The sequence below is a fragment of the Kitasatospora sp. NPDC001132 genome (assembly GCF_053598415.1).
In genome coordinates this window covers 173,468-192,309 of sequence record NZ_JBSFKF010000009.1, presented here as the reverse complement: position 1 = coordinate 192,309, position 18,842 = coordinate 173,468, and the positions used below count along the sequence as shown (strand labels likewise).

The 18,842-nt window shown below is 73.8% G+C and carries 16 protein-coding genes and 1 pseudogene; 6 read left to right on the top strand and 11 right to left on the bottom strand.

What is annotated here, in order from left to right; translation table 11 throughout:
- The first annotated feature begins 370 nt into the window (after nucleotides 1–370).
- The gene (locus tag ACWDBE_RS15405; RefSeq protein ID WP_449788698.1) at nucleotides 371–1,558 is read left to right on the top strand and encodes a cytochrome P450; all 1,188 of its coding nucleotides are present in this window, start codon (nucleotides 371–373) and stop codon (nucleotides 1,556–1,558) included.
- Nucleotides 1,559–1,666: 108 nt separating this feature from the next.
- Here ACWDBE_RS15405 and ACWDBE_RS15400 read toward each other — a convergent pair whose 3' ends face one another.
- Both ACWDBE_RS15400 and ACWDBE_RS15395 read right to left on the bottom strand, forming a co-directional pair.
- Nucleotides 1,667–2,353: an N-acyl homoserine lactonase family protein gene (locus ACWDBE_RS15400; protein ID WP_449808300.1), complete on the bottom strand. Its 687-nt coding sequence runs from the start codon at nucleotides 2,351–2,353 to the stop codon at nucleotides 1,667–1,669.
- A gap of 78 nt (nucleotides 2,354–2,431) precedes the next feature.
- Nucleotides 2,432–2,890: an Lrp/AsnC family transcriptional regulator gene (locus ACWDBE_RS15395; RefSeq protein WP_449808244.1), complete on the bottom strand. Its 459-nt coding sequence runs from the start codon at nucleotides 2,888–2,890 to the stop codon at nucleotides 2,432–2,434.
- 141 nt (nucleotides 2,891–3,031) lie between these two features.
- Between ACWDBE_RS15395 and ACWDBE_RS15390 the strand changes: the two genes are divergently transcribed.
- Genes ACWDBE_RS15390 through ACWDBE_RS15380 form a run of 3 tightly spaced genes read left to right on the top strand, consistent with a single transcriptional unit; the run spans nucleotide 3,032 to nucleotide 5,925 of the window.
- Nucleotides 3,032–3,661: a LysE family translocator gene (locus tag ACWDBE_RS15390; protein ID WP_449788547.1), complete on the top strand. Its 630-nt coding sequence runs from the start codon at nucleotides 3,032–3,034 to the stop codon at nucleotides 3,659–3,661.
- A 22-nt stretch (nucleotides 3,662–3,683) separates the two neighbouring features.
- Entirely contained in the window at nucleotides 3,684–5,189 is a 1,506-nt protein-coding gene (locus tag ACWDBE_RS15385) for a CoA transferase (RefSeq protein WP_449808243.1), read from the top strand.
- Between the two features lie 46 nt (nucleotides 5,190–5,235).
- A complete protein-coding gene (locus ACWDBE_RS15380) occupies nucleotides 5,236–5,925 on the top strand; it encodes a DUF6461 domain-containing protein (RefSeq protein WP_449808242.1) in 690 nt (229 codons plus the stop codon).
- 101 nt (nucleotides 5,926–6,026) lie between these two features.
- Here ACWDBE_RS15380 and ACWDBE_RS15375 read toward each other — a convergent pair whose 3' ends face one another.
- A complete protein-coding gene (locus ACWDBE_RS15375) occupies nucleotides 6,027–6,626 on the bottom strand; it encodes an HdeD family acid-resistance protein (RefSeq protein ID WP_449808241.1) in 600 nt (199 codons plus the stop codon).
- A 250-nt stretch (nucleotides 6,627–6,876) separates the two neighbouring features.
- Here ACWDBE_RS15375 and ACWDBE_RS15370 point away from each other — a divergent pair, with 250 nt between their 5' ends.
- Nucleotides 6,877–8,697: an NAD-binding protein gene (locus ACWDBE_RS15370; RefSeq protein ID WP_449808240.1), complete on the top strand. Its 1,821-nt coding sequence runs from the start codon at nucleotides 6,877–6,879 to the stop codon at nucleotides 8,695–8,697.
- 191 nt (nucleotides 8,698–8,888) lie between these two features.
- On the opposite strand, the gene ACWDBE_RS15365 is transcribed toward ACWDBE_RS15370, so the two are convergent.
- From ACWDBE_RS15365 to ACWDBE_RS15355, 3 genes are all read right to left on the bottom strand, one after another.
- Nucleotides 8,889–9,674: an enoyl-CoA hydratase gene (locus ACWDBE_RS15365; protein WP_449808239.1), complete on the bottom strand. Its 786-nt coding sequence runs from the start codon at nucleotides 9,672–9,674 to the stop codon at nucleotides 8,889–8,891.
- 386 nt (nucleotides 9,675–10,060) lie between these two features.
- The gene (locus ACWDBE_RS15360) at nucleotides 10,061–11,143 is read right to left on the bottom strand and encodes an enoyl-CoA hydratase/isomerase family protein (protein WP_449808238.1); all 1,083 of its coding nucleotides are present in this window, start codon (nucleotides 11,141–11,143) and stop codon (nucleotides 10,061–10,063) included.
- A gap of 129 nt (nucleotides 11,144–11,272) precedes the next feature.
- On the bottom strand, nucleotides 11,273–11,749 hold the full coding sequence (locus ACWDBE_RS15355) for a TetR/AcrR family transcriptional regulator (RefSeq protein ID WP_449788541.1): 477 nt from the start codon (nucleotides 11,747–11,749) through the stop codon (nucleotides 11,273–11,275).
- A gap of 29 nt (nucleotides 11,750–11,778) precedes the next feature.
- Between ACWDBE_RS15355 and ACWDBE_RS15350 the strand changes: the two are divergent.
- A pseudogene (locus ACWDBE_RS15350) lies at nucleotides 11,779–12,138 on the top strand (SDR family NAD(P)-dependent oxidoreductase); the annotation flags it as partial.
- A gap of 163 nt (nucleotides 12,139–12,301) precedes the next feature.
- Here ACWDBE_RS15350 and fahA read toward each other — a convergent pair.
- The 5 genes from fahA to ACWDBE_RS15325 form a co-directional block, all read right to left on the bottom strand.
- Nucleotides 12,302–13,534: a fumarylacetoacetase gene (fahA, locus tag ACWDBE_RS15345; protein ID WP_449788540.1), complete on the bottom strand. Its 1,233-nt coding sequence runs from the start codon at nucleotides 13,532–13,534 to the stop codon at nucleotides 12,302–12,304.
- Nucleotides 13,531–14,505: a hypothetical protein gene (locus tag ACWDBE_RS15340; protein ID WP_449788539.1), complete on the bottom strand. Its 975-nt coding sequence runs from the start codon at nucleotides 14,503–14,505 to the stop codon at nucleotides 13,531–13,533. The genes fahA and ACWDBE_RS15340 overlap by 4 nt, the downstream gene beginning before the upstream one ends.
- Nucleotides 14,502–15,704, bottom strand: a complete 1,203-nt coding sequence (locus tag ACWDBE_RS15335) for a cupin domain-containing protein (protein WP_449808237.1) — start codon at nucleotides 15,702–15,704, stop codon at nucleotides 14,502–14,504. The genes ACWDBE_RS15340 and ACWDBE_RS15335 overlap by 4 nt, the downstream gene beginning before the upstream one ends.
- A gap of 51 nt (nucleotides 15,705–15,755) precedes the next feature.
- On the bottom strand, nucleotides 15,756–16,970 hold the full coding sequence (gene hppD / locus ACWDBE_RS15330; protein ID WP_449808236.1) for a 4-hydroxyphenylpyruvate dioxygenase: 1,215 nt from the start codon (nucleotides 16,968–16,970) through the stop codon (nucleotides 15,756–15,758).
- A 231-nt stretch (nucleotides 16,971–17,201) separates the two neighbouring features.
- A complete protein-coding gene (locus ACWDBE_RS15325) occupies nucleotides 17,202–18,665 on the bottom strand; it encodes a phosphoribosyltransferase family protein (protein ID WP_449788536.1) in 1,464 nt (487 codons plus the stop codon).
- Nucleotides 18,666–18,842 lie beyond the last annotated feature (177 nt).

Below are 18,842 nucleotides of genomic sequence, written 5' to 3'. Positions count from 1 at the left end.
AGCTGTCGAGGCCGCCGGGTCGGCCGGCCCTGTCGGGGCGACCGAGGCCGCCGGGACGACCGACGCCCCGGAGACGGTCGAAGCCGCGGAACCGGCCGCAGCCAAGAAGTCGGCCGAGCCCGCAGAGCAGGCCGACTCACCCGAGTCCACCGTGCCCGCCGGCGCGGCTGCCCCTGCCGACGCGGCCGAGTCCACCGATCCTGCCGACGCGGCCGAGCCAACCGCCGACGCGGCTGCCCCCGCCGACACGTCCGCCCCCGCCGACACGTCCGCCCCCGCCGCCGCGCCCGCCGCGCCCGCGTCCGCGACCCCGGAGGAGGCCCCCGCCCCGCCCGAGGGCGCCGACCTCGCCGACCCCCGTTTCTGGCAGCTGCCCGCCCCAGCGCGTGCCGCCGCCTTCGCCGAGCTGCGCAGCCGCCCCGCCCCGGTGTTCTTCGGCGACCGCGCCACCGGCCGGGGCTTCCACGCACTGGTCCGCCACGCCGACGTGGTCGAGGCCAGCCGCACCCCCGCCGTCTTCCTCAGCGGCCCCGGCGTGACCACCCCGGTCCCGGCGCGCTGGGTCCGGCTGCTGTTCGGCGACTCGATGGTCAACCTGGACGACCCCCGTCACGCCCAGCTGCGCCGGATCGTCTCGCGCGCGTTCACCCCGCGGCTGCTCGACCGGGTCGAGGAGGACGTCCGACGGATCAGCACCGAGCTGGTCGACCGGATCGAGCGGGAACGGCCGGAGGACTTCGTGGCCGCGGTCGCCGCCGAGCTCCCGTTCCAGGTGATCTGCACCATGATGGGCATCCCGGAGCGGCAGCGCCGCGTCATCCTCGACCTGGTCAACCGCAGCTCCGAGGACATCGGTGTGGCCCGCCCGCTGCGCCGTCGGCTCCGGGTGCCCGGGCGCGGGCTGCGGGCGCTCGCCCGGATGCAGGGCATCGTCGCCCGGATCGGCCGTCGGCGCCGCCGCCGGCCGGAGGACGACCTGATCTCCGCGCTGGTCACGGCGGACGTGGACGGCCGCCGGCTCACCGGTCGGGAGCTGGGCGCCTTCTTCAGCCTGCTGCTGGTCGCCGGGGTCGAGACCACCCGCAACGCGCTGGCCCACGGCCTGCACCTGCTGACCGTCCATCCCGAGCAGCGCGCCCTGCTGCTCGAGGACCTCGACGGGCGGCTCGAAGGCGCGGTGGACGAGATCGTCCGCCACGCCACGCCGATCATCCAGTTCAACCGGACCCTCGCCGTCGACCACGAGCTGGGCGGCCCCGGCGGCCCGCTGCTGCGCGCGGGCGAGAAGGTCGCGCTGTTCTACGGCTCGGCCAACCGTGACGAGGAGGTGTTCCCCGAGCCGGACGCCTTCGACGTCACCCGCACGCCCAACCCCCACCTCGGCTTCGGCGGCGGGGGCCCGCACTACTGCCTCGGCGCGCACCTGGCCCGGCAGGAGATGACGGCGCTGTTCCGCGAGCTCTTCACCCGCCTGCCCGAGGTGCGGTCGGTCGGCGAGCCGCAGATCGTCCCGTCCAGCTTCGATCATCGGGTCCGCTCGCTGCGCTTCACCTTCTGAGGTTCGGCGGGCGGGACGGAGCCGCCCCGGGCCCCGAGCAGGACGAAGCCGTTCGGAGCGCCGAGCAGCACGACGTCGTTCCGAACCCCGGGCCGGAGGAAGCCGCCGCTAGTCGGTCGGCTCGAAGACGGCGTGGTCGTGCGCGAACAGCACCCGGTGCGGCGCGTGCTCCGCCATCCGGTCGAGCCAGGCCCGGTACCCGGGCAGCGGCGCGGCCACGCCGTCGCGCGCCGCCCGCCGGGCCAGCACCGCCTGCCCGTACTCGGAGGCGAAGTCGTACGCCTGCCCGGCCAGCAGGACCGGCCCGCTGCCCGGACGGTCGACCAGCAGCGACTGGTGGCCCCCGGTGTGGCCGGGGGTGGGCAGCACCCGGACGCCGGGCCAGACCTCGGCCTCGCCGTCGAGCTCGCGGTACTCGGCACCGGGGAAGTCGACCAGCGCGTCGATCGTGTACCCGCCGCGCCGGGCGGCGGCCAGCTCTCCCGCCTGGACCAGGACGGGCGTGCCGGCGAACAGCGGGTTCCCGCCGCAGTGGTCGAAGTGCAGGTGGCAGTTGACCACCAGGTCGATGTCGGCGACGGAGACCCCGGCCGCGGCGAGCGCCTCGGGCAGCGGTCGGCGGACCGGGCGGTAGTGCGCCTCGGTCTCCGGCTCGCCGCCGCCGATCCCGGTGTCGAACAGCAGCAGCCCCTCCGGGCGCCGGACCAGGTACGCGAGCACCGGCTCCACGCGCGGCTCCGGGCCGCCCACCTCGGAAGCCGGCCGGACGATGTACCCCAGGTCGAGACGGCGGATCACGCGCAATTCAGCCCCCCATGTCGCAGTGCGTCGCTCTGGCCCCGTACGTGCGCCGCACGGGCCCCGGTTCGCACCCTACCCGCCGATCGGCAGCCCCCGGTCGGCCTTCACCTGCTTCATCGTCAAGTGGGAGTTGACCTGCGCGATGCCCGGCAGACCGGACAGCACGTCGGTGATGAAGCGCTCGTACGAGGCTATGTCGGCCACCGCGATCCGCAGCAGGTAGTCCGGCTCGCCGAAGAGCCGGTGCGCCTCCACCACCTCCGGCAGCTCGGCCACCCGGCGCTCGAACTCGGCGACCGTCACCTGATCCTCGTGACGCATGGTGATCGTGACGAAGGGCTGGAAGTCGCGTCCGACCGCCGCGCCGTCCAGCACCGCCCGGTACCCGCGGATCACGCCGTCCTGCTCCAGCTGGCGGACCCTGCGCAGGCAGGGGGAGGGGGTGAGGTCCACCCGGGAGGCCAGCTCGGCGTTGGTCAGGCGCCCGTCCTGCTGGAGCTCGCGGAGGATTCTGCGGTCGATTCGGTCCATGGCGCAACATTCTGCCAAAACACCGCTCCGACCAGCGTGAAGTTGCCATCGCGTGCCAGCCCGATCCGGCTACCTTCAGTGACCGCACCGGCCGACCGCCGGGCCGAACCGCGACGAGCACGACAGGCCACGCCCACGCCCATGGACACCCACGCCCTCCTCCTCTTCCTCGGAGTCGACCTCCTGCTGGTCTGCACCCCGGGCCCCGACTGGCTCTACATCGCCGCCCGCGGCCTCGGCCAGGGACGCCGCGCCGCACTGACCGCGGTCGGCGGGGTCTGCGCCGGGTACGCCGTCCACACCCTGCTGTCCAGCGCCGGCCTCGCAGCCGCGCTGCGCGCCGTCCCGGCCGCCCTGCCCGTGCTGCGCCTCACCGGCGCCGCGTACCTGCTGGTGCTGGCCGTCATGATGCTGCTGGCGCTGCGCAAGGGCGGGGGCTCCTCCGCCCTGGCCGAGCCCAAGCCACAGCCCACCGCGACGGTGCTGCGCCAGAGCATGCTGACCGCGCTGCTCAACCCCAAGGGCCTGCTGCTCTACCTCTCCCTGGTGCCGCAGTTCGTCGACCCGGACGCCGCGCTGCCGGTCGGCGGGCAGGTGCTCGCGCTCGGCTCGCTCAACGTGCTGGCCTGCGCCGTGGTGTACGGGCTGGTCGCGCACGCCAGCGGGCGGCTCGGCGGCCGCTTCGGCGGCAGCCCGCGGGCGGCCCGCCGGATGACCGTGGTCTCGGCGGTGCTGCTGATGCTGGTGGCGGGCGTCACGGCGACCGCCTGAGAACGGGAGCACAATTCCCGGCATGACTGATCGTCCGTTGCCAGAGGGAACCGCCGGAGTGCCTGGAGCCACCGGAACGACCGGACCTGCCGGAACGACCGGAGCCGCCGGAGCCGCCGGGTCCGTCGACCGCCCGACCGCCCACGCCTGGGCGGCTCTCGGTGGACCGCCTGAGCTGTTGGAGCGGGTGGCCTTCCACGGACCGGAGGACGTCCTGCCCTCCGGTCTCCCGGTGCGCCGGCTCGCCCGCGCCACCGTGGCCGTCTGCTCGCTGGCCGCCGCCGAACTCGCGGCCCACCGCACCGGCGCACCCGTCCCCGCCGTCCGGGTGGACCAGGGGGCGGTCGCCACGGCCTTCGTCAGCGAGCGGCACCTGACGGTCGACGGCCGCACGCCCGTCACCTTCGCCCCGCACTCCGGCTTCTGGCGCACCGCCGACGGCTGGGTGCGCACCCACGCCAACTACCCGCACCACCGCACCCGGCTGCTCTCCGCCCTCGGCCTCGCCGCCGACGCCGGGCCCGAGCAGCTCGCCGAGGTGCTCGGCAGGCTGCCGGCCGAGCGGATCCAGGAGCGCGCGTACGAGGCGGGGGCGCTCGCTGTGGCCGTCGCACCGGTGAGCCCGACCGTGCACCCCCTCGTGGAGCACCTGGAGGTCGAAGCCACCGCCGAGGTCGGGACCACGGCAGGGCCCGCACCGGCCCGCCCGCTCGGCGCGGCCCCGCTGGACCGGCCCGCCGCCGGGATCCGGGTCCTCGACCTCACCCGGGTGATCGCCGGACCGGTCGCCACCCGCACCCTCGCCCTGCTCGGCGCCGACGTCCTGCGCGTCGACTCGCCACGGCTGCCCGAGGCCGATGACGCCCACGCCGACACCGGCTTCGGCAAGCGCTCCACCCGCCTCGACCTCACCACGCCGGCCGACCGCGCCGTCTTCGAGGACCTGCTCGCCACCGCCGACGTCGTCGTCACCGGCTACCGCCCCGGCGCCCTCGACGCCCACGGCCTCAGCCCCGAGGCGCTGTTCGCCCGCCGCCCTGACCTGGTCCTCGCCCAGCTCTGCGCCTGGGGCTGGACCGGCCCCTGGGCGGGACGGCGTGGCTTCGACAGCCTGGTCCAGGTGGGCGTCGGCATCGCCGCCCACGAGGCCGTCGACGATGCCGCCGGACCCGACCCCGACGGCCGTCCCGGCGTGCTGCCGGCCCAGGCCCTCGACCACGGCACCGGCTACCTCATCGCCGCCGGCGTCCTGCGCTCCCTCGTCGAGCAGCGCACCCGCCGCCACGGCGGCCGCCACCTGCGCTTCTCCCTCGCCGGTACGGCCTCCTGGCTGCTCCACGGCATCGAACCGGAAGCACCGCACGCCGCCTCGCCCGAGCCGTACGACCCCTCCCGGTGGCTCGTCGAGACCGACTCCGCGTACGGGCGGCTGTGCCACGCCCTGCCGCCGATCGGGTACGAGGGGGCTCCCGCCGACTGGTCGCGCCCGCCCGGGCGCTGGGGGACGGACGAGCCGGTCTGGCTCTGACGGCCGCGGGCGAACACTGTCCGAGGCGTCTGGCAGCATCGCCGTCATGACCGCACACGCCACCGACTACACCTGGTTCGGGCAGCGCTATCCCGTCCTGCGGGAGGCCTACTGCCTCACCGAGGTCCAGGGAATTTCCGCCGAGGAACTGCTGCGCCGCCTCGACGCGGTGCCCGGCGGGGAGGTGACCGGGCTGGACGCGGCGATCGAGGCCTGGTGCGCCTTCGAGGACGGCGAGGGCGAGGGCGAGGAGGACGGCGAGGGCGAGGAGGACGGTGAGGACGGTGAGGACGAGGAGGACGGTGGGGGTGAAGACGAGGACGACCGGCTGTTCGTCGCCGTCACCGAACTCGACGGCTGGGCCGTCGCCATCGAGCCGAACGGCTACCTCGGCTGCCTGCACGAGGTGATCGCCCGGCTCGGCGGGGACGTCCGGCTGGTCTCGCACTTCCGCAACGTCAACGCGGTGGACAAGTTCCACTGGTGGGAGCACGGCGTTCAGCGCCTCCACTTCGAGCCGCTCTTCCCCGACCAGCGGAACGGCTCGGACGCCGAGGCCCCGGGCATCCCCCAGCTGCTGGCCGACTGCGGCTTCCAGCTGGAGTCGCAGGAGTTCAAACTGCACACCGAGGCCGCGTTCGCGCTCGCCGAGCGGCTCACCGACGTCCGGCTCGACCCGCACCGGCTGGAGGCCGCGACCTTCCGGATCGGCTACGCCCCGCACCCGCACCCCTGAGCCGCTCCGCCCGCTGAGCCGCTCCGCCCGCTGAGCCGCTCCGCCCGGCACCGGGGCCGTGCCCCCCGTGGGACACGGCCCCGGCGCACTGGCTCGTGCGGTCAGACCCCCGACGGGATCTCCTTGGCCCGGTGGCGGACCTGGAACGCCGTCACGATCTCGATCAGGCCGAGGATCACCAGCCAGCACCCGGCCAGTACGGCCAGCGCGGTGATCGACCCGGTGGGCCACACCATCAGCAGCACGCCGGCCAGGGTGTTGGCCACGCCCGCGAAGGCCTGCCAGCCGCGGGCGGGCATCAGCGGGTCGGAGATCGCGGCGGCGATCTGGGTGATGCCGCGGAACAGCCAGCCGATCCCGATCCAGAGCGCGAGCAGCAGCAGCGACTGCGCCGCGCTGCGGAAGCAGAGCAGCCCCAGCAGGACGCAGATCGCACCGCTGATGAAGGCCAGCACCCGTAGCGCGGTGGTGGTGTGGGTGCCGAAGGCGGCGACCAGCTGCACGATGCCGATCACCAGCAGGTAGATGCCGAACAGCACGCCCACCACCAGGAGCGTCTCCCGGGGCCAGGCGAAGACCACGATCCCGAGGGCGAGGGAGGCGAGCCCGGCGACCAGCAGGACCTGCCAGGCGGCCTTGGCGAGTAGTCCGAGCGGACCCTGGACCGGGGTGCCGTCGGGGGTGATGATCGGAGAGGCCACGGTGGTGTCCTCCTCGGGCTGACGCCGGGCGACGGGTGACGCGTGACGGGCACCGTGCTGGTCGGGTGACACGTTGGTCGGGTGACGCAGGGCGGGTCGGGTCGGGTCGGCCGGCTGGCGGGCAGGGAACGTACCCCAGCCTCTCCGCCGCCACGGTCGGACCGCGCGCCGGATACGGCCGTTCGGGGGATCCGCCTCGGTCGCCGGAGTGTCATCCCCCGGACACTTTCCGTAGCTATCGTCTGTCGGTATGACTTCTGAAGGGTGGGGGACCCCTCCGGTCGAGCCGATCGGTCAGCACTACATCGTCTGCGGGGGCAACGCGCTGGCACACCGGCTGGTCCTGGAGCTCGGCGAGCACTACGAGGTCCCGGTCGTCGTCCTGGTCGCCGACCGAACCCGCGACCACGCGCCGCAGATCGAGCAACTCTCGGGCGTCGCCGCGGTCGTGGAGTACGCCAGCGTCACCGAAGAGGCACTGCGCGCGGTGTCCATCGGCACCGCGCGCGGTCTCGCCCTGGTCGAAGGGAGCGACCAGGAGAACATCCACGCCGCGCTCAGCGCCCAGAACCACAACCCGGACATCCGCATCGTGTTCCGGATGTTCAACCAGCGCCTCGGGGAGAACATCGAACGGCTGCTCAAGAACGGTGCCGCGCTCTCCGGTTCCGCCACCGCGGCTCCGGCCTTCGCCTCCGCGGCGCTCGACCGGCCCAACTCGGTGGAGATCGAAGGGCGTTACCTGCACATCGCGTTCGACGACGACATCACCTCCGACCGGATCTGCGTGGTCGCCGACCAGATCGACCGGCAGGACCTCGGCAGGATCCGGCTGCTGCCCGAACAGCAGGGCGACTCGGCCGAGTTCGTCCGTCTCGCCAGCGAGTTCGGAGACGACGGGCCGATCCGGCCCGGTGGCGTACGGCGCGAACCGGCCCCGACGGACGACCCCGCCGTGGCGCGGGAACCGGGCAGTCGGGCGGCGCTCCAGGTGCTGCGGATCGAACCCCGGGAGCCGATCGACTGGATGCGACGGCTGCGCTGGCGACTGCTCGACACCATGCGCTTCTTCACCAGCGCCCGGATGCGGCTGGTGCTGCTCACCGCCCTCGCGGCGGTGCTGTTGGCCTTCGGCGTGCTCTGGTACCTCAACCGGAACTTCGGCTGGACCGTCTACATCGCGCTGCTCGACCTGGCCGGCGCCGCCCAGCCGGACCAGCTCGCCGACATCTCCGCCGGGACGGGCACCGGCGGGTTCTGGCAGCGGGTCGCCCAGGTGGTGATCACCATCTGCGGGATCACCTTCGCGCCGGTCGCCACCGCCATCGCGGTCGAGGTGCTGGGCTCCGGGCGGCGCGGACAGCCGCGCAACCCCGGGGCGGGCACCCGGGACCACGTGATCGTCGTCGGCCTCGGCAACGTCGGCACCCGGGTCGCGGCCCAACTGCACGACATGGGCGTGCCAGTGGTCTGCATGGAACGGGACCCGCAGGCGCGCGGCATCGCCGCCGTACGGGCGCTCGGCATCCCGGTGGTGATGGGCGACGGGCCGTTCGAGCAGCAGCTGCGCCGGGCCCGGCTGAAGCACAGCCGGGCGCTGGTCGCGGTCAGCGGGGACGACGCCACCAACCTGGAGGCGGCCCTGGAGGCGCGCCACGGCAACCCCGAGATCCGGGTGGTGGTGCGGCTGTTCGAGGACGACTTCGCCGGCCACTTCTACAAGACGCTGGACAACGCGGCCTCCCGGTCGGTGTCCTACCTGGCCGCGCCCGCCTTCGCGGCGGCGCTGATGGGACGCGAGGTGCGCGGGACGCTGTCGGTGCTCCGGCACGTGCTGCTGATCGCCGAGCTGAAGGTGGAGGACGGCAGCGGGCTGATCGGACTCAACCGGCACGACCTGGAGGACCCGGGCGGCGTCCGGGTGATCGCCGTGCGCTTCGCCCACGGCGGGCAGCTGCAGTGGAACTTCCCCGACCGCACCCGGCGGCTCGCCCCGGGTGACCAGATCGTCGTCGCCGCCACCCGCAGCGGGCTGGCCCGGCTCAACACGGTGGCGGTGGAGGAGGACTGAGAAGACTGAGCGCGGCGACGGCGACGAAGGCCGGGGCCGGCGGGCAGCTGGGGGCAGTCGGTCGGCTGACAACCGACAGCGGTCAGCGGACGGAGTTCAGCTGACAGATTTCAACATCTGAAATCTGTCAGCTGTCATCCGTCATCCGTCCGTCGCGCTCCCCGGCCGCTCCCCGTGGCCGCCCCTCGTCGTCAGCGGTTCTGGAACTCCGGCGGGCGCTTCTCGGCGAAGGCCGCCATGCCCTCCTTCTGGTCCGCCGTGGCGAAGGCCGCGTGGAAGAGCCGGCGCTCGAAGCGCACGCCCTCGGCGAGCGTGGTCTCGAAGGCGCGGTTGACGCTCTCCTTCATCATGATGGCCGCCGGGGCGGACATCGCCGCGACCGTCTCGGCGGTGGCCAGCGCCTCGGACAGCAGCTGGTCCGCCGGGACGATCCGGGAGACCAGGCCGGCCCGCTCGGCCTCCTCGGCGCCCATCATCCGGCCGGTCAGGCACAGCTCCATGGCCTTCGCCTTGCCGACCGCCCGGGTCAGCCGCTGCGAGCCGCCGATGCCCGGGATCACGCCGAGCTTGATCTCCGGCTGCCCGAACTTCGCGGTGTCCGCCGCCAGCAGGATGTCGCACAGCATCGCCAGCTCGCAGCCGCCGCCCAGCGCGAACCCGGCGACCGCCGCGATCACCGGCTTGCGCAGGGCAGCGAGCCGGTCCCACGGGCCCAGCCAGTCGTCCAGGTAGACGTCCGGGAAGCGGTTGCCCTGCATCTCCTTGATGTCGGCGCCGGCCGCGAAGGCCTTCTCCGAGCCGGTGATTACCAGACAGCCGATCTCCGGGTCCCGGTCGAAGGCGGTCGCGGCGGCGACCGCCTCGTTCATGAGTTGGGTGTTGAGCGCGTTGAGCGCCTTGGGCCGGTTGAGCGTGATCAGGCCCACCCGCCCCTTGCGCTCGACCAGGATCGTCTCGTAGGTCTCGGTCTCGGTCATCGCCGTCGACTCCCATTTCCGCTGCTCGGCGCCCGTGGGCGCGCCTGACCACCCAACGATCTACGACGCGCCCCGCCTCGCGCCAGTCTTGGTATGCGAGACGCCGGTCACCAGTCGGTGGAGGGGTGTGCGCGTGCCGGTCAGAAGCGGACGCCGTGGCGCTCCGCGGCCCGCCGTACGGGACACGGGCCGCCGCCCTCGATCAACACGGCCGGTGCTCGGAGGCGTTCTCGTGCGGTGCGGCTCTGGCCGGACGTGGTGCGGCGACGGCACCGTCCACACCTCGACCCCGAGGCCTTCCCGGCTCCGCAACAGCCTCCCGTCGCGATGGCGGGACCTGGTGGTCACGGCGGGCTCCAGGTGTGCGGGCAGCGGAGGGGCGGGGGTCAGGCCAGGCCCAGTTCGTCGCCCTCGCGCGGGGCGAGGATCCGGGCGACGTCCGCCTCCGTCACCTCGGCGAGCGTGCCGGGCCGCCAGCGGGGGTTGCGGTCCTTGTCGATCACCTGTGCCCGGATGCCCTCGACCATGTCGTGGCCCTCCAGCGCGGCGCAGGAGATCCGGTACTCCTGGTCGAGCACGGCCTCCAGCGAGGGGAGCGTGCGGGCGCGGCGCAGTGCGGCCAGGGTGGTCTTGACGGCGGTGGGGGAGTTCGACAGGACGGCTTCCGCGGCCTCCTTCGCCTCCGGGACACCGGAGTTCAGCAGCCGCTCGACGATCTCCTCGACCGTGTCGGCCGCGTAGCAGGCGTCGATCCAGGCGCGCTGGTCGGCCAGTGCGGCGGGCGGAGCGGGCTCGGCGTGCGCGGCGACGACGGCCGCCACCTCGGCGGTGCCGCTCCCGGTCGCCGCGGCGGTGCTCCGGCCCAGGGCGTCCAGCAGGTCCGCGACGCGCGACGAGGGCACGAAGTGGTCCGCGAACCCGCACAGCAGGGCGTCGCCCGGGCCCATCGCGGCCGCGGTGAGACCGAGGTGGGTGCCCAACTCGCCCGGGGCGTGGGCCAGCAGCCGACTGCCGCCGACGTCCGGGGCGATGCCGATCCGGGTCTCGGGCATCGCGACGGTGGAACGCTCGGTGACGATCCGCACCGCGCCGTGGGCGGACACGCCGACGCCCCCGCCCATGGTGATGCCGTCCATCACCGCGACGTACGGCTTCGGGTAGCGGGCGATCAGCGCGTTCAGCCGGTACTCGTCGCGGAAGAACGCCCGGGTGCCGGCCCCGCCCGCCTTGGCGTCGTCGTGCATCGCGCGGATGTCGCCGCCCGCGCACAGGCCGCGCTCGCCCGCGCCGGTCAGCACGACGGCGCGTATCCGGTCGTCCGCGGCCCAGTCGTCCAGGGTGGCACGCAGGGCGGTGACCATGCCCTGGGTCAGCGAGTTGAGCGCCCGTGGACGGTTCAGCACCAGCCGTCCGACGCCCCCGTCCAGGAACGCCCGGACCTCCGCCGTCTCCGCCACCTCTGTGTCCATCGGGTCCGCTCCCGTCCCTCGGCGATGCCGACCTGGTCCCTGCCGGAATCCTGGAGTCCACCGTACCGGGGGCGGTGGGGAGCCCTGATCACCGGGCAGCGTGGGCCGGGGCGGGTGTGCGGTCGCGGCTCAGGGCCAGGCGCGCAGGGCGAGTTCGGCGGTGCGGGCCAGGTCGGCGGCGGTGGCGCCGTCCCTGGCCTGCTGGGACATGCCCTGGAGGACCGCGCCGAAGTAGCCGGCCAGGGCCTTCGGGTCGGCCCCGGGCGGCAGTTCGCCGTCCTGCCGCGCCCGGCGCAGCCGCTCCTCGAAGGTCCGCAGGTTCCCGTTGCGCCACTCGCGCAGCTGCTCCTGGATGCCGGCGTCCTGCGGGGCGACGTTGGTGGCCGCGGAGATCACCAGGCAGCCCGCCGGATGCGACGGGTCGGCGTAGACGGCGGCGGCCTCGCGCAGGATGCGGGCGAAGGCGCCGTACGCGGTGGGCTCCTCCGCGAGGGCGACGGTCGCGAACGCGCCGACGGGGGAGTGCCCGTACTGGCGGACCACCTCCTCGAACAGCGACCGCTTGTCGCCGAAGGCCGCGTAGAGGCTGCCGGGGCGGATGCCCATGGCGGTGGTGAGGTCGCTGACCGAGGTGGCTGCGCGACGGCGGCCGGATCATCAACGTCTCCAGCGGCCTGGCCCGGCTCGCCATGCCGGAGATCATGGCCTACGGCGCCACCAAGGGGGCGCTGGACACCTTCTCGCTCAACCTCGCCCAGCAGCTCGGGCCGCGCGGGATCACCGTCAACTCCGTGGCGCCCGGGATCATCGACACCGACCTCAACGCGGACTGGCTGCGTGACCCGGAGGCGAGGGCCCAGGCGGCCTCGCTCGCCGCGCTCGGCCGGGTCGGGGCGCCGGAGGACATCGCGGACATCGTCGCGTTCATCGCCTCGGACGACGCGCGGTGGATGACCGGGCGGGTGGTCGACGCCACCGGCGGCTCGCGACTGTAGGCGGGGCAGGGCGGGGCGCGGACGGGGCGGACCGTCCGGTCGGAGACGGGCGAGCGACTGACAGCTGACAGATGATGAAATCTGTCAGCTGTCAGTCGTCGGCTGTTATCCGTTATCTGTTGCCCGTCAGCTGTGCCCCGGCGGCCGCAGCCCCGGCGGACTCTCAGCCCCGGACCCGCCCCGTGACCTCGCCGAAGCCGATCACGGCGCCGTCCGGCCCCGGCGCGGTGGCGGTGATGGTCACCTCGTCGCCGTCCTCCAGGAACGTGCGGGTCGTCCCGTCCGGGAGCTTCAGCGGCTCCTCGCCGTTCCAGGTCAGCTCGATCAGCGCGCCCCGGGTGTCCCGCTCGGGCCCGCTGACCGTCCCCGAAGCGAACAGGTCGCCGGTGCGCAGCGAAGCGCCGTTGACGGTCATGTGGGCCAGCTGCTGCTGCGCCGTCCAGTACATGGTGGCGAACGGCGGCCGGGAGACCGGGTGCCCGTTCAGCCGGACCTCCATCGCCAGGTCCAGGCCCCACGGCTCGCCGTCCCGGTCGTCCAGGTACGGCAGCGGCTCGACGTCGCGCTCCGGCGGCGTGACCCGGGCGTGCTCCAGCGCGTCCAGCGGCACGATCCACGGCGAGACCGAGGTCGCGAAGGACTTGCCGAGGAACGGGCCGAGCGGCACGTACTCCCAGGCCTGGATGTCGCGCGCCGACCAGTCGTTGAGCAGGCAGACGCCGAACACGTGCTCGCGGAAGTCGTCCAGCGCGACCGGCCGGCCCAGCTCGGACGGCGCGCCGACGACGAAGCCGACCTCGGCCTCGATGTCCAGCCGCCGCGACGGACCGAAGGCCGGTGCGGCGTCGGCGGGCGCCTTGCGCTGCCCGTGCGGTCGCACCACCGGCGTGCCGGAGACCACGACCGTGCCCGCCCGCCCGTGGTAACCGATCGGCAGGTGCTTCCAGTTGGGGGTGAGCGGCTCCGAGCCCGGGCGGAAGATCCGGCCCAGGTTGGTGGCGTGGTGCTCCGAGGCGTAGAAGTCGACGTAGTCGGCGACCTCGAACGGCAGGTGCAGCTCCACCTCGTCGGCCGCCAGCAGTGCCGGCGACAGCGCCTCGCGGAAGGACTCGTCCGTGAGCCAGGTGGTGAGGTCCGCCCGCACCCGGGTCCAGACCGGACGCCCCGCCGCCATCAGCGGGTTGAGCGAGTCCGCGTCCAGCAGCTCCGACGGCGCCCCGGCCGCCCGGGCGGCCGCCCCGGCGTCCAGCACGAAGTCCCCGACGCGCACACCGATCCGGCGCCGCCCGGGCCGGTCGGCCGCGGTGAAGACACCGTACGGCAGGTTGTGCACGCCGAACGGCGAGTCCTGGGCGCTGGTGAGCCAGCTGCCGGTGCTGCTGGGGGTGGTGCTCAACGGTCCTCCTGGTGCAGTGGACTGGGCGAGGACAGCAGGCCGAGCGCGGCCAGGTCGCCCAGGGGCTCGGCGATGCTACACGTGCCGAACGCGGTGAACGAGTTGCGGATCACCGTGATCTGATGCTCCGTCAGTTGGCGCACCGCCTTGGCCAGCACCTCGCCGTCGCGCTCCGCCAGCACCGCGGCGGCCGCGGCCCGGTCGGTCTCCTGCGCGGCCAGCAGCACGTTCAGGAAGCCGTGGTGCTCGAAGCCGGTCTCCGGGTCGGTGTGCCGGACGGCGTTGTGCAGCCCGGCCGTGCACTTGTACGGCAGCCCCCGCCGCGCGCAGCCGGTGAGGAAGGCGGCCAGCTCGTCCTCGTCCGGGAACGCCTCGGCGACCAGCCCCCCGGTGCGGAACTTCGCCCGGTACGGGCTGTCCACCAGCGCGTCCAGGACGGCGTCCAGCCCGTCCCCGCGCAGGAGTTCGCGCGGCAGCTCGACGGCGGCCGGGACGTGCGGCGGCAGCAGCCGGTCCAGCGCGGCCACCGCCTCGGCGGCGTCCCGGACGGCCAGCTCGACGCCGGCCAGTTCGAACGACGCGGCGGCGGCGAGCGCCGGGGCGAGCTCGGCGCTGCCCCCCGGCAGCACCAGCCCGACCTTGAGCGGCCGGTCGCCCGCCGCCGCCGCGTCGTCCGCCCCCGCCGCGCCCCCCGCCGCCCCGGTGGGCGCACCCACCGCGGCAGCCGTATCCGCGACCACCGCGGCCAGTTCGCCCAGCCGGCCAGCCCCGCAGAGGAACGGCCCGACCGCCTCCGCGTACCAGGCCGCGCGGTGCGCCCGGTGCGCGGGCACCGCCTCTGCGACCGGCAGGTTCCCCGGGGGGAACACCGCCGCGTCGTCGAACAGCCCGCGGAACAGCTCGGGGATCGCTGTGGGACCCGGTGCGGAAACCGGTTCGGGCAGCGCGCCCCCCGTGGCCGGCGCGCTCATCGGCCCGGCCCCCGACCGGCCCAGGTCCAGGCGTAGTCGGCGTCCTCGACGGCCCGGCCGCCCTCGCCGAGCTCCAGCGGGCGGAAGGTGTCCACCATGACGGCCAACTCGTCGAAGAACTCCGCGCCGATGCTGCGCTCGTACGCCCCCGGCTGCGGCCCGTGGGTGTGCCCGCCCGGGTGCAGCGAGATCGAGCCCTGGCCGATGCCGGAGCCCTTGCGGGCCGCGTAGTCGCCGCCGCAGTAGAACATGACCTCGTCGCTGTCCACGTTGGCGTGGTAGTAGGGCACCGGGATCGCCAGCGGGTGGTAGTCCACCTTGCGCGGAACGAAGTTGCAGATCACGAAGCCGTTGCCCTCGAAGACCTGGTGGGCCGGCGGGGGCTGGTGGATCCGGCCGGTGATCGGCTCGAAGTCCTTGATGTTGAAGGCGTACGGGTACAGGCAGCCGTCCCAGCCGACCACGTCGAACGGGTGGTGCGGCACGGTGTAGCGGGTGCCCGCGATCCCGTTCGGGCCGCGGTGCTTGACCAGCACGTCGACGTCCCCGGGGGCGTCGACGACCAGCGGGCCGACCGGTCCGCGGAAGTCCCGCTCGCAGTACGGCGCGTGCTCCAGCAGCTGCCCGTACTTGGACAGGTAGCGCTTGACCGGGGTGATGTGGCTGTTCGCCTCGATGCAGTACGCGCGCAGCGGCTCGTCGCCCGCCGGCACCCAGCGGTGGGTGGTGGCGCGCGGGATGATCACGTAGTCGCCCTGGCCGACCTCGATCGAGCCGAACACCGTCTCGACCGTGCCGGAGCCGGACTCCACGTACACGCACTCGTCGCCGAGCCCGTTGCGGTAGAGCTCGCTCGGGGCCCCGGCGGCGACGTACGAGATCCGCACGTCGCCGTTGCCGAGGACCAGCCGGCGGCTGCCGACGACGTCCGCGGACTTCCAGTCCTGGTCCGCGAACAGCTCGTGCAGCTTGAAGTGGCGGGGGAGGAGCGGGTGGTTGGGCACCGTGGACTGGTCCGGCAGCTCCCAGGGCACAGCGTTGACCACCGCCGAGGGGATGCCCCGGTGGTAGAGCAGCGAGGAGTCCGAGGAGAACCCCTCCTCGCCCATCAACTCCTCGTAGTAGAGCCCGCCTTCGGGGGTGCGGTGCTGGGTGTGCCGCTTGGGCGGGATGCTGCCCAGCTGCCGGTAGTACGCCATCTCCGTGGTCCTCCTCGACCGTTCGTCAGAGCTCTCCGACGCTCAAGACGCTCACAGGTTGCCGCGGCGGTCCTGCTCGCGCTCGATCGACTCGAAGAGCGCCTTGAAGTTGCCCTTGCCGAAGCCGAGCGAACCGTGCCGCTCGATGAACTCGTAGAAGACGGTGGGACGGTCGCCGATCGGCTTGGTGAAGATCTGCAGCAGGTAACCGTCCTCGTCGCGGTCGACCAGGATGCCGCGCTTCTTCAGCTCCTCGATCGGCACCCGGACCTTGCCGATCCGCTCGCGCAGCTCCGGGTCGTCGTAGTAGGCGTCCGGGGTGTTGAGGAACTCCACGCCGCGCGCCCGCAGCACGTCCACGGTGGTGAGGATGTCGTTGGTGGCGAGTGCCATGTGCTGGCAGCCGGGGCCGGTGTAGAACTCCAGGTACTCGTCGATCTGGGACTTCTTCTTGGCGATGGCCGGCTCGTTGAGCGGGAACTTCACCCGGTGGTTGCCGCTGGCGACGACCTTGGACATCAGCGCGGAGTACTCGGTGGCGATGTCGTCGCCGACGAACTCGGCCATGTTCACGAAGCCCATGACGCGGTTGTAGAACGACACCCACTCGTCCATCCGGCCCAGCTCGACGTTGCCGACGGCGTGGTCGAGGGCCTGGAAGAGGCGCTTGGGCGAGCCCTCCGGGTGGGTGACCCTGCTCTCCGCGACGACGTAGCCCGGCAGGTACGGGCCGTGGTAGCGGGAGCGGTCGATCAGGGTGTGGCGGGTCTCGCCGTAGGTGGCGATGGCCGCGCGGCGCACGGTGCCGTTCTCGTCCGAGATGTCGTTCGGCTCCTCCAGGACGCTGGCGCCGGACGCGCGGGCGTGCTCGATGCACTTGTCGACGTCCGGGACCTCCAGGGCGAGGTCGACGACGCCGTCGCCGTGGCGGCGGTGGTGGTCCAGCAGCGGGCTGTCCGGCTGGACGCCGCCCTTGATCACGAAGCGGCAGGAGCCGGAGCGGAGCACGTACGACTTGCGGTCCCGGCGGCCGGTCTCCGGGCCGGAGTAGGCGACCAGCTCCATGCCGAAGACGACCTGGTAGAACTGGGCCGTCTGGGTGGCGTTGCCGACCACGAAGACGACCGCGTCTTGGGCGGTCACCGGGAACGGGTCGGCGGCGGCGTCGTGCTCGACGAGGCCGACGAGGCGGCGCAGCTGGTCGGCGTCAAGACCGGCCTCGCGCTCCTCGGGGGTCAGCTCAAGGGCGTGGGTCTGCGGGGTCATCGCTCGTTCCTCCACTTCGGGCCTCGCCGTCGAGGCTTCCGCTGGATCGCGACCGCACCGCGAACGGGTGGGCGGTGTGGTTGCGGAGAGCTTGCTACTGTCGGGGGCCTTGGGCAACAGGTCGGATTTTGACTGCTCAATGTGTACAAGCTGATCAGAAAATCCCGCTGTCCGCTGCGCAAAATGTGCTGCTGACCGGCGATGATGCCCGAAGTCTGTGCAATGGGGCGTTCACGTACTTCCGGGGCCGACGGGGCGCGGGAGGTGCCGGAGGAACCAGTCCGCGGCCAGCTCGGCGACCCTGTCCAGCGTCCCCGGCTCCTCGAACAGGTGGCTCGCGTGCGGCACCACCGCGAGCCCGGTCTCGCAGCGCAGACGGCTGCGGGCCTGCCGGTTGAGGTCGAGCACGGTCGGGTCCAGGGAGCCCACGACGAGCAGCGTCGGGGCGCGGACCCGGGCCAGCGCGTCGGGCCCGGCGAGGTCGGGGCGACCGCCCCGGGAGACCACGGCGCGCACCGCCGGGCCCAGCTCGGCGGCGGTGTGCAGCGCGGCCGCGGCGCCGGTGCTGGCGCCGAACAGGCCGAGCGGCAGCGACCGGGTCTCGGGCATGACGGCTCCCGGGCCGGCTCGTTCGGCGCCGTGCTCCCCGCCGGCTCGTTCCGGGCCCTCGTGCTCCGGGCCGTTGTGCTCCGGGCCGTCGTGCTCCGGGCCCTCGTGCCCCGCGCGGTCGCGCTCCGCGCCCAGCTGCCGGGCGACGGCCGTCAGCCGGCCGCCCAGCAGCGCCACGTCGAACACGTTCCGCCGGTCGGCCTCCTCGGCCTCGGTGAGCAGGTCGAACAGCAGCGTGGCCAGCCCGGTCCGGTTCAGGTACTCGGCGACGTGCCGGTTGCGCGGGCTGTGCCGGCCGCTTCCGCTGCCGTGCGCGAACAGGACGACCCCGCGCGCTCCGGCCGGGACGGTCAGCCGGCCTGCGAGGCGGGCCCCGGCGACGGGCAGCTGCAGCTCGCGGTCGACCCCGGCGGAGGCCGCGGGCCGGTCGCCACCGGCCGCGGCCAGCAACCGCAGCACCTCCTCGTCCTCGGTCTGCGAGAAGTCGGCGTAGAACTCGCCGATCGCGTAGAACGGGGACGGCGTGTCGACGCAGACCAGCTCGTCGGCGACCTCGCCGAGCCGCTCGGCCCAGTCCACGGGCGCGACGGGCACCGCGAGCACCACCCGGCCCGCGCCACGCTCGCGGACGATCCGGCAGGCCGCCCGGGCGGTGGACCCGGTGGCGATGCCGTCGTCCACCACGACCACCGTTCGTCCGCGCAGGTCGGCGGGCGGCCGGTCGCCCCGGTAGCGACGGGCGCGGCGCGCCAGCTCGGCGCGCTCACGCCGCTCCACCTCGGCCAGCTGCCCGTCCGTGACCGACGAGAACCGGATGACCTGGTCGTTCAGCACCCGGACCCCGTCCTCGCCGATCGCCCCCATGCCGAGCTCGGGCTGGTACGGCACGCCGAGCTTGCGGATCACGCAGATGTCCAGCGGGGCGCCGAGCGCCGCGGCGACCTCGGCGGCCACCGGCACACCGCCCCTCGGCAGCGCCACGACCACGGTGTCGGGGCCGGCCAGGTGGCCCAGGCGGGCGGCCAGCCGACGGCCCGCCTCGGTCCGGTCGGCGAAGCGGGTGAAGTGGGTTCCGGTGACGTGCATGACACGGCCTCCGGTTCCACCGTACGTCGTTCCGCTCGGCTCGGGGCGGTCGCGGGCGGGGGGCTTGCGAGGTGCGCGCGAGGGGGAAACCGGTCCGGACCGGGGCGGCGCTCCTGGCGGGGGGGGGGGGGGCGGAATCGAACCGGGTCCCGGCCGGGATCGCGTCGGGAGCCGGCC

Coding starts and splice junctions, on each gene's coding strand:
- ACWDBE_RS15370 (WP_449808240.1), top strand. CDS start 6,877: ATGACTTCTGAAGGGTGGGGGACCCCTCCGGTCGAGCCGATCGGTCAG.
- ACWDBE_RS15365 (WP_449808239.1), bottom strand. CDS start 9,674: ATGACCGAGACCGAGACCTACGAGACGATCCTGGTCGAGCGCAAGGGG.
- ACWDBE_RS15355 (WP_449788541.1), bottom strand. CDS start 11,749: ATGGGCATCCGCCCCGGCAGCCTCTACGCGGCCTTCGGCGACAAGCGG.
- ACWDBE_RS15380 (WP_449808242.1), top strand. CDS start 5,236: ATGACCGCACACGCCACCGACTACACCTGGTTCGGGCAGCGCTATCCC.
- ACWDBE_RS15335 (WP_449808237.1), bottom strand. CDS start 15,704: ATGGCGTACTACCGGCAGCTGGGCAGCATCCCGCCCAAGCGGCACACC.
- ACWDBE_RS15340 (WP_449788539.1), bottom strand. CDS start 14,505: ATGAGCGCGCCGGCCACGGGGGGCGCGCTGCCCGAACCGGTTTCCGCA.
- ACWDBE_RS15390 (WP_449788547.1), top strand. CDS start 3,032: ATGGACACCCACGCCCTCCTCCTCTTCCTCGGAGTCGACCTCCTGCTG.
- ACWDBE_RS15395 (WP_449808244.1), bottom strand. CDS start 2,890: ATGGACCGAATCGACCGCAGAATCCTCCGCGAGCTCCAGCAGGACGGG.
- ACWDBE_RS15360 (WP_449808238.1), bottom strand. CDS start 11,143: ATGGACACAGAGGTGGCGGAGACGGCGGAGGTCCGGGCGTTCCTGGAC.
- ACWDBE_RS15325 (WP_449788536.1), bottom strand. CDS start 18,665: ATGCACGTCACCGGAACCCACTTCACCCGCTTCGCCGACCGGACCGAG.
- ACWDBE_RS15385 (WP_449808243.1), top strand. CDS start 3,684: ATGACTGATCGTCCGTTGCCAGAGGGAACCGCCGGAGTGCCTGGAGCC.
- hppD (WP_449808236.1), bottom strand. CDS start 16,970: ATGACCCCGCAGACCCACGCCCTTGAGCTGACCCCCGAGGAGCGCGAG.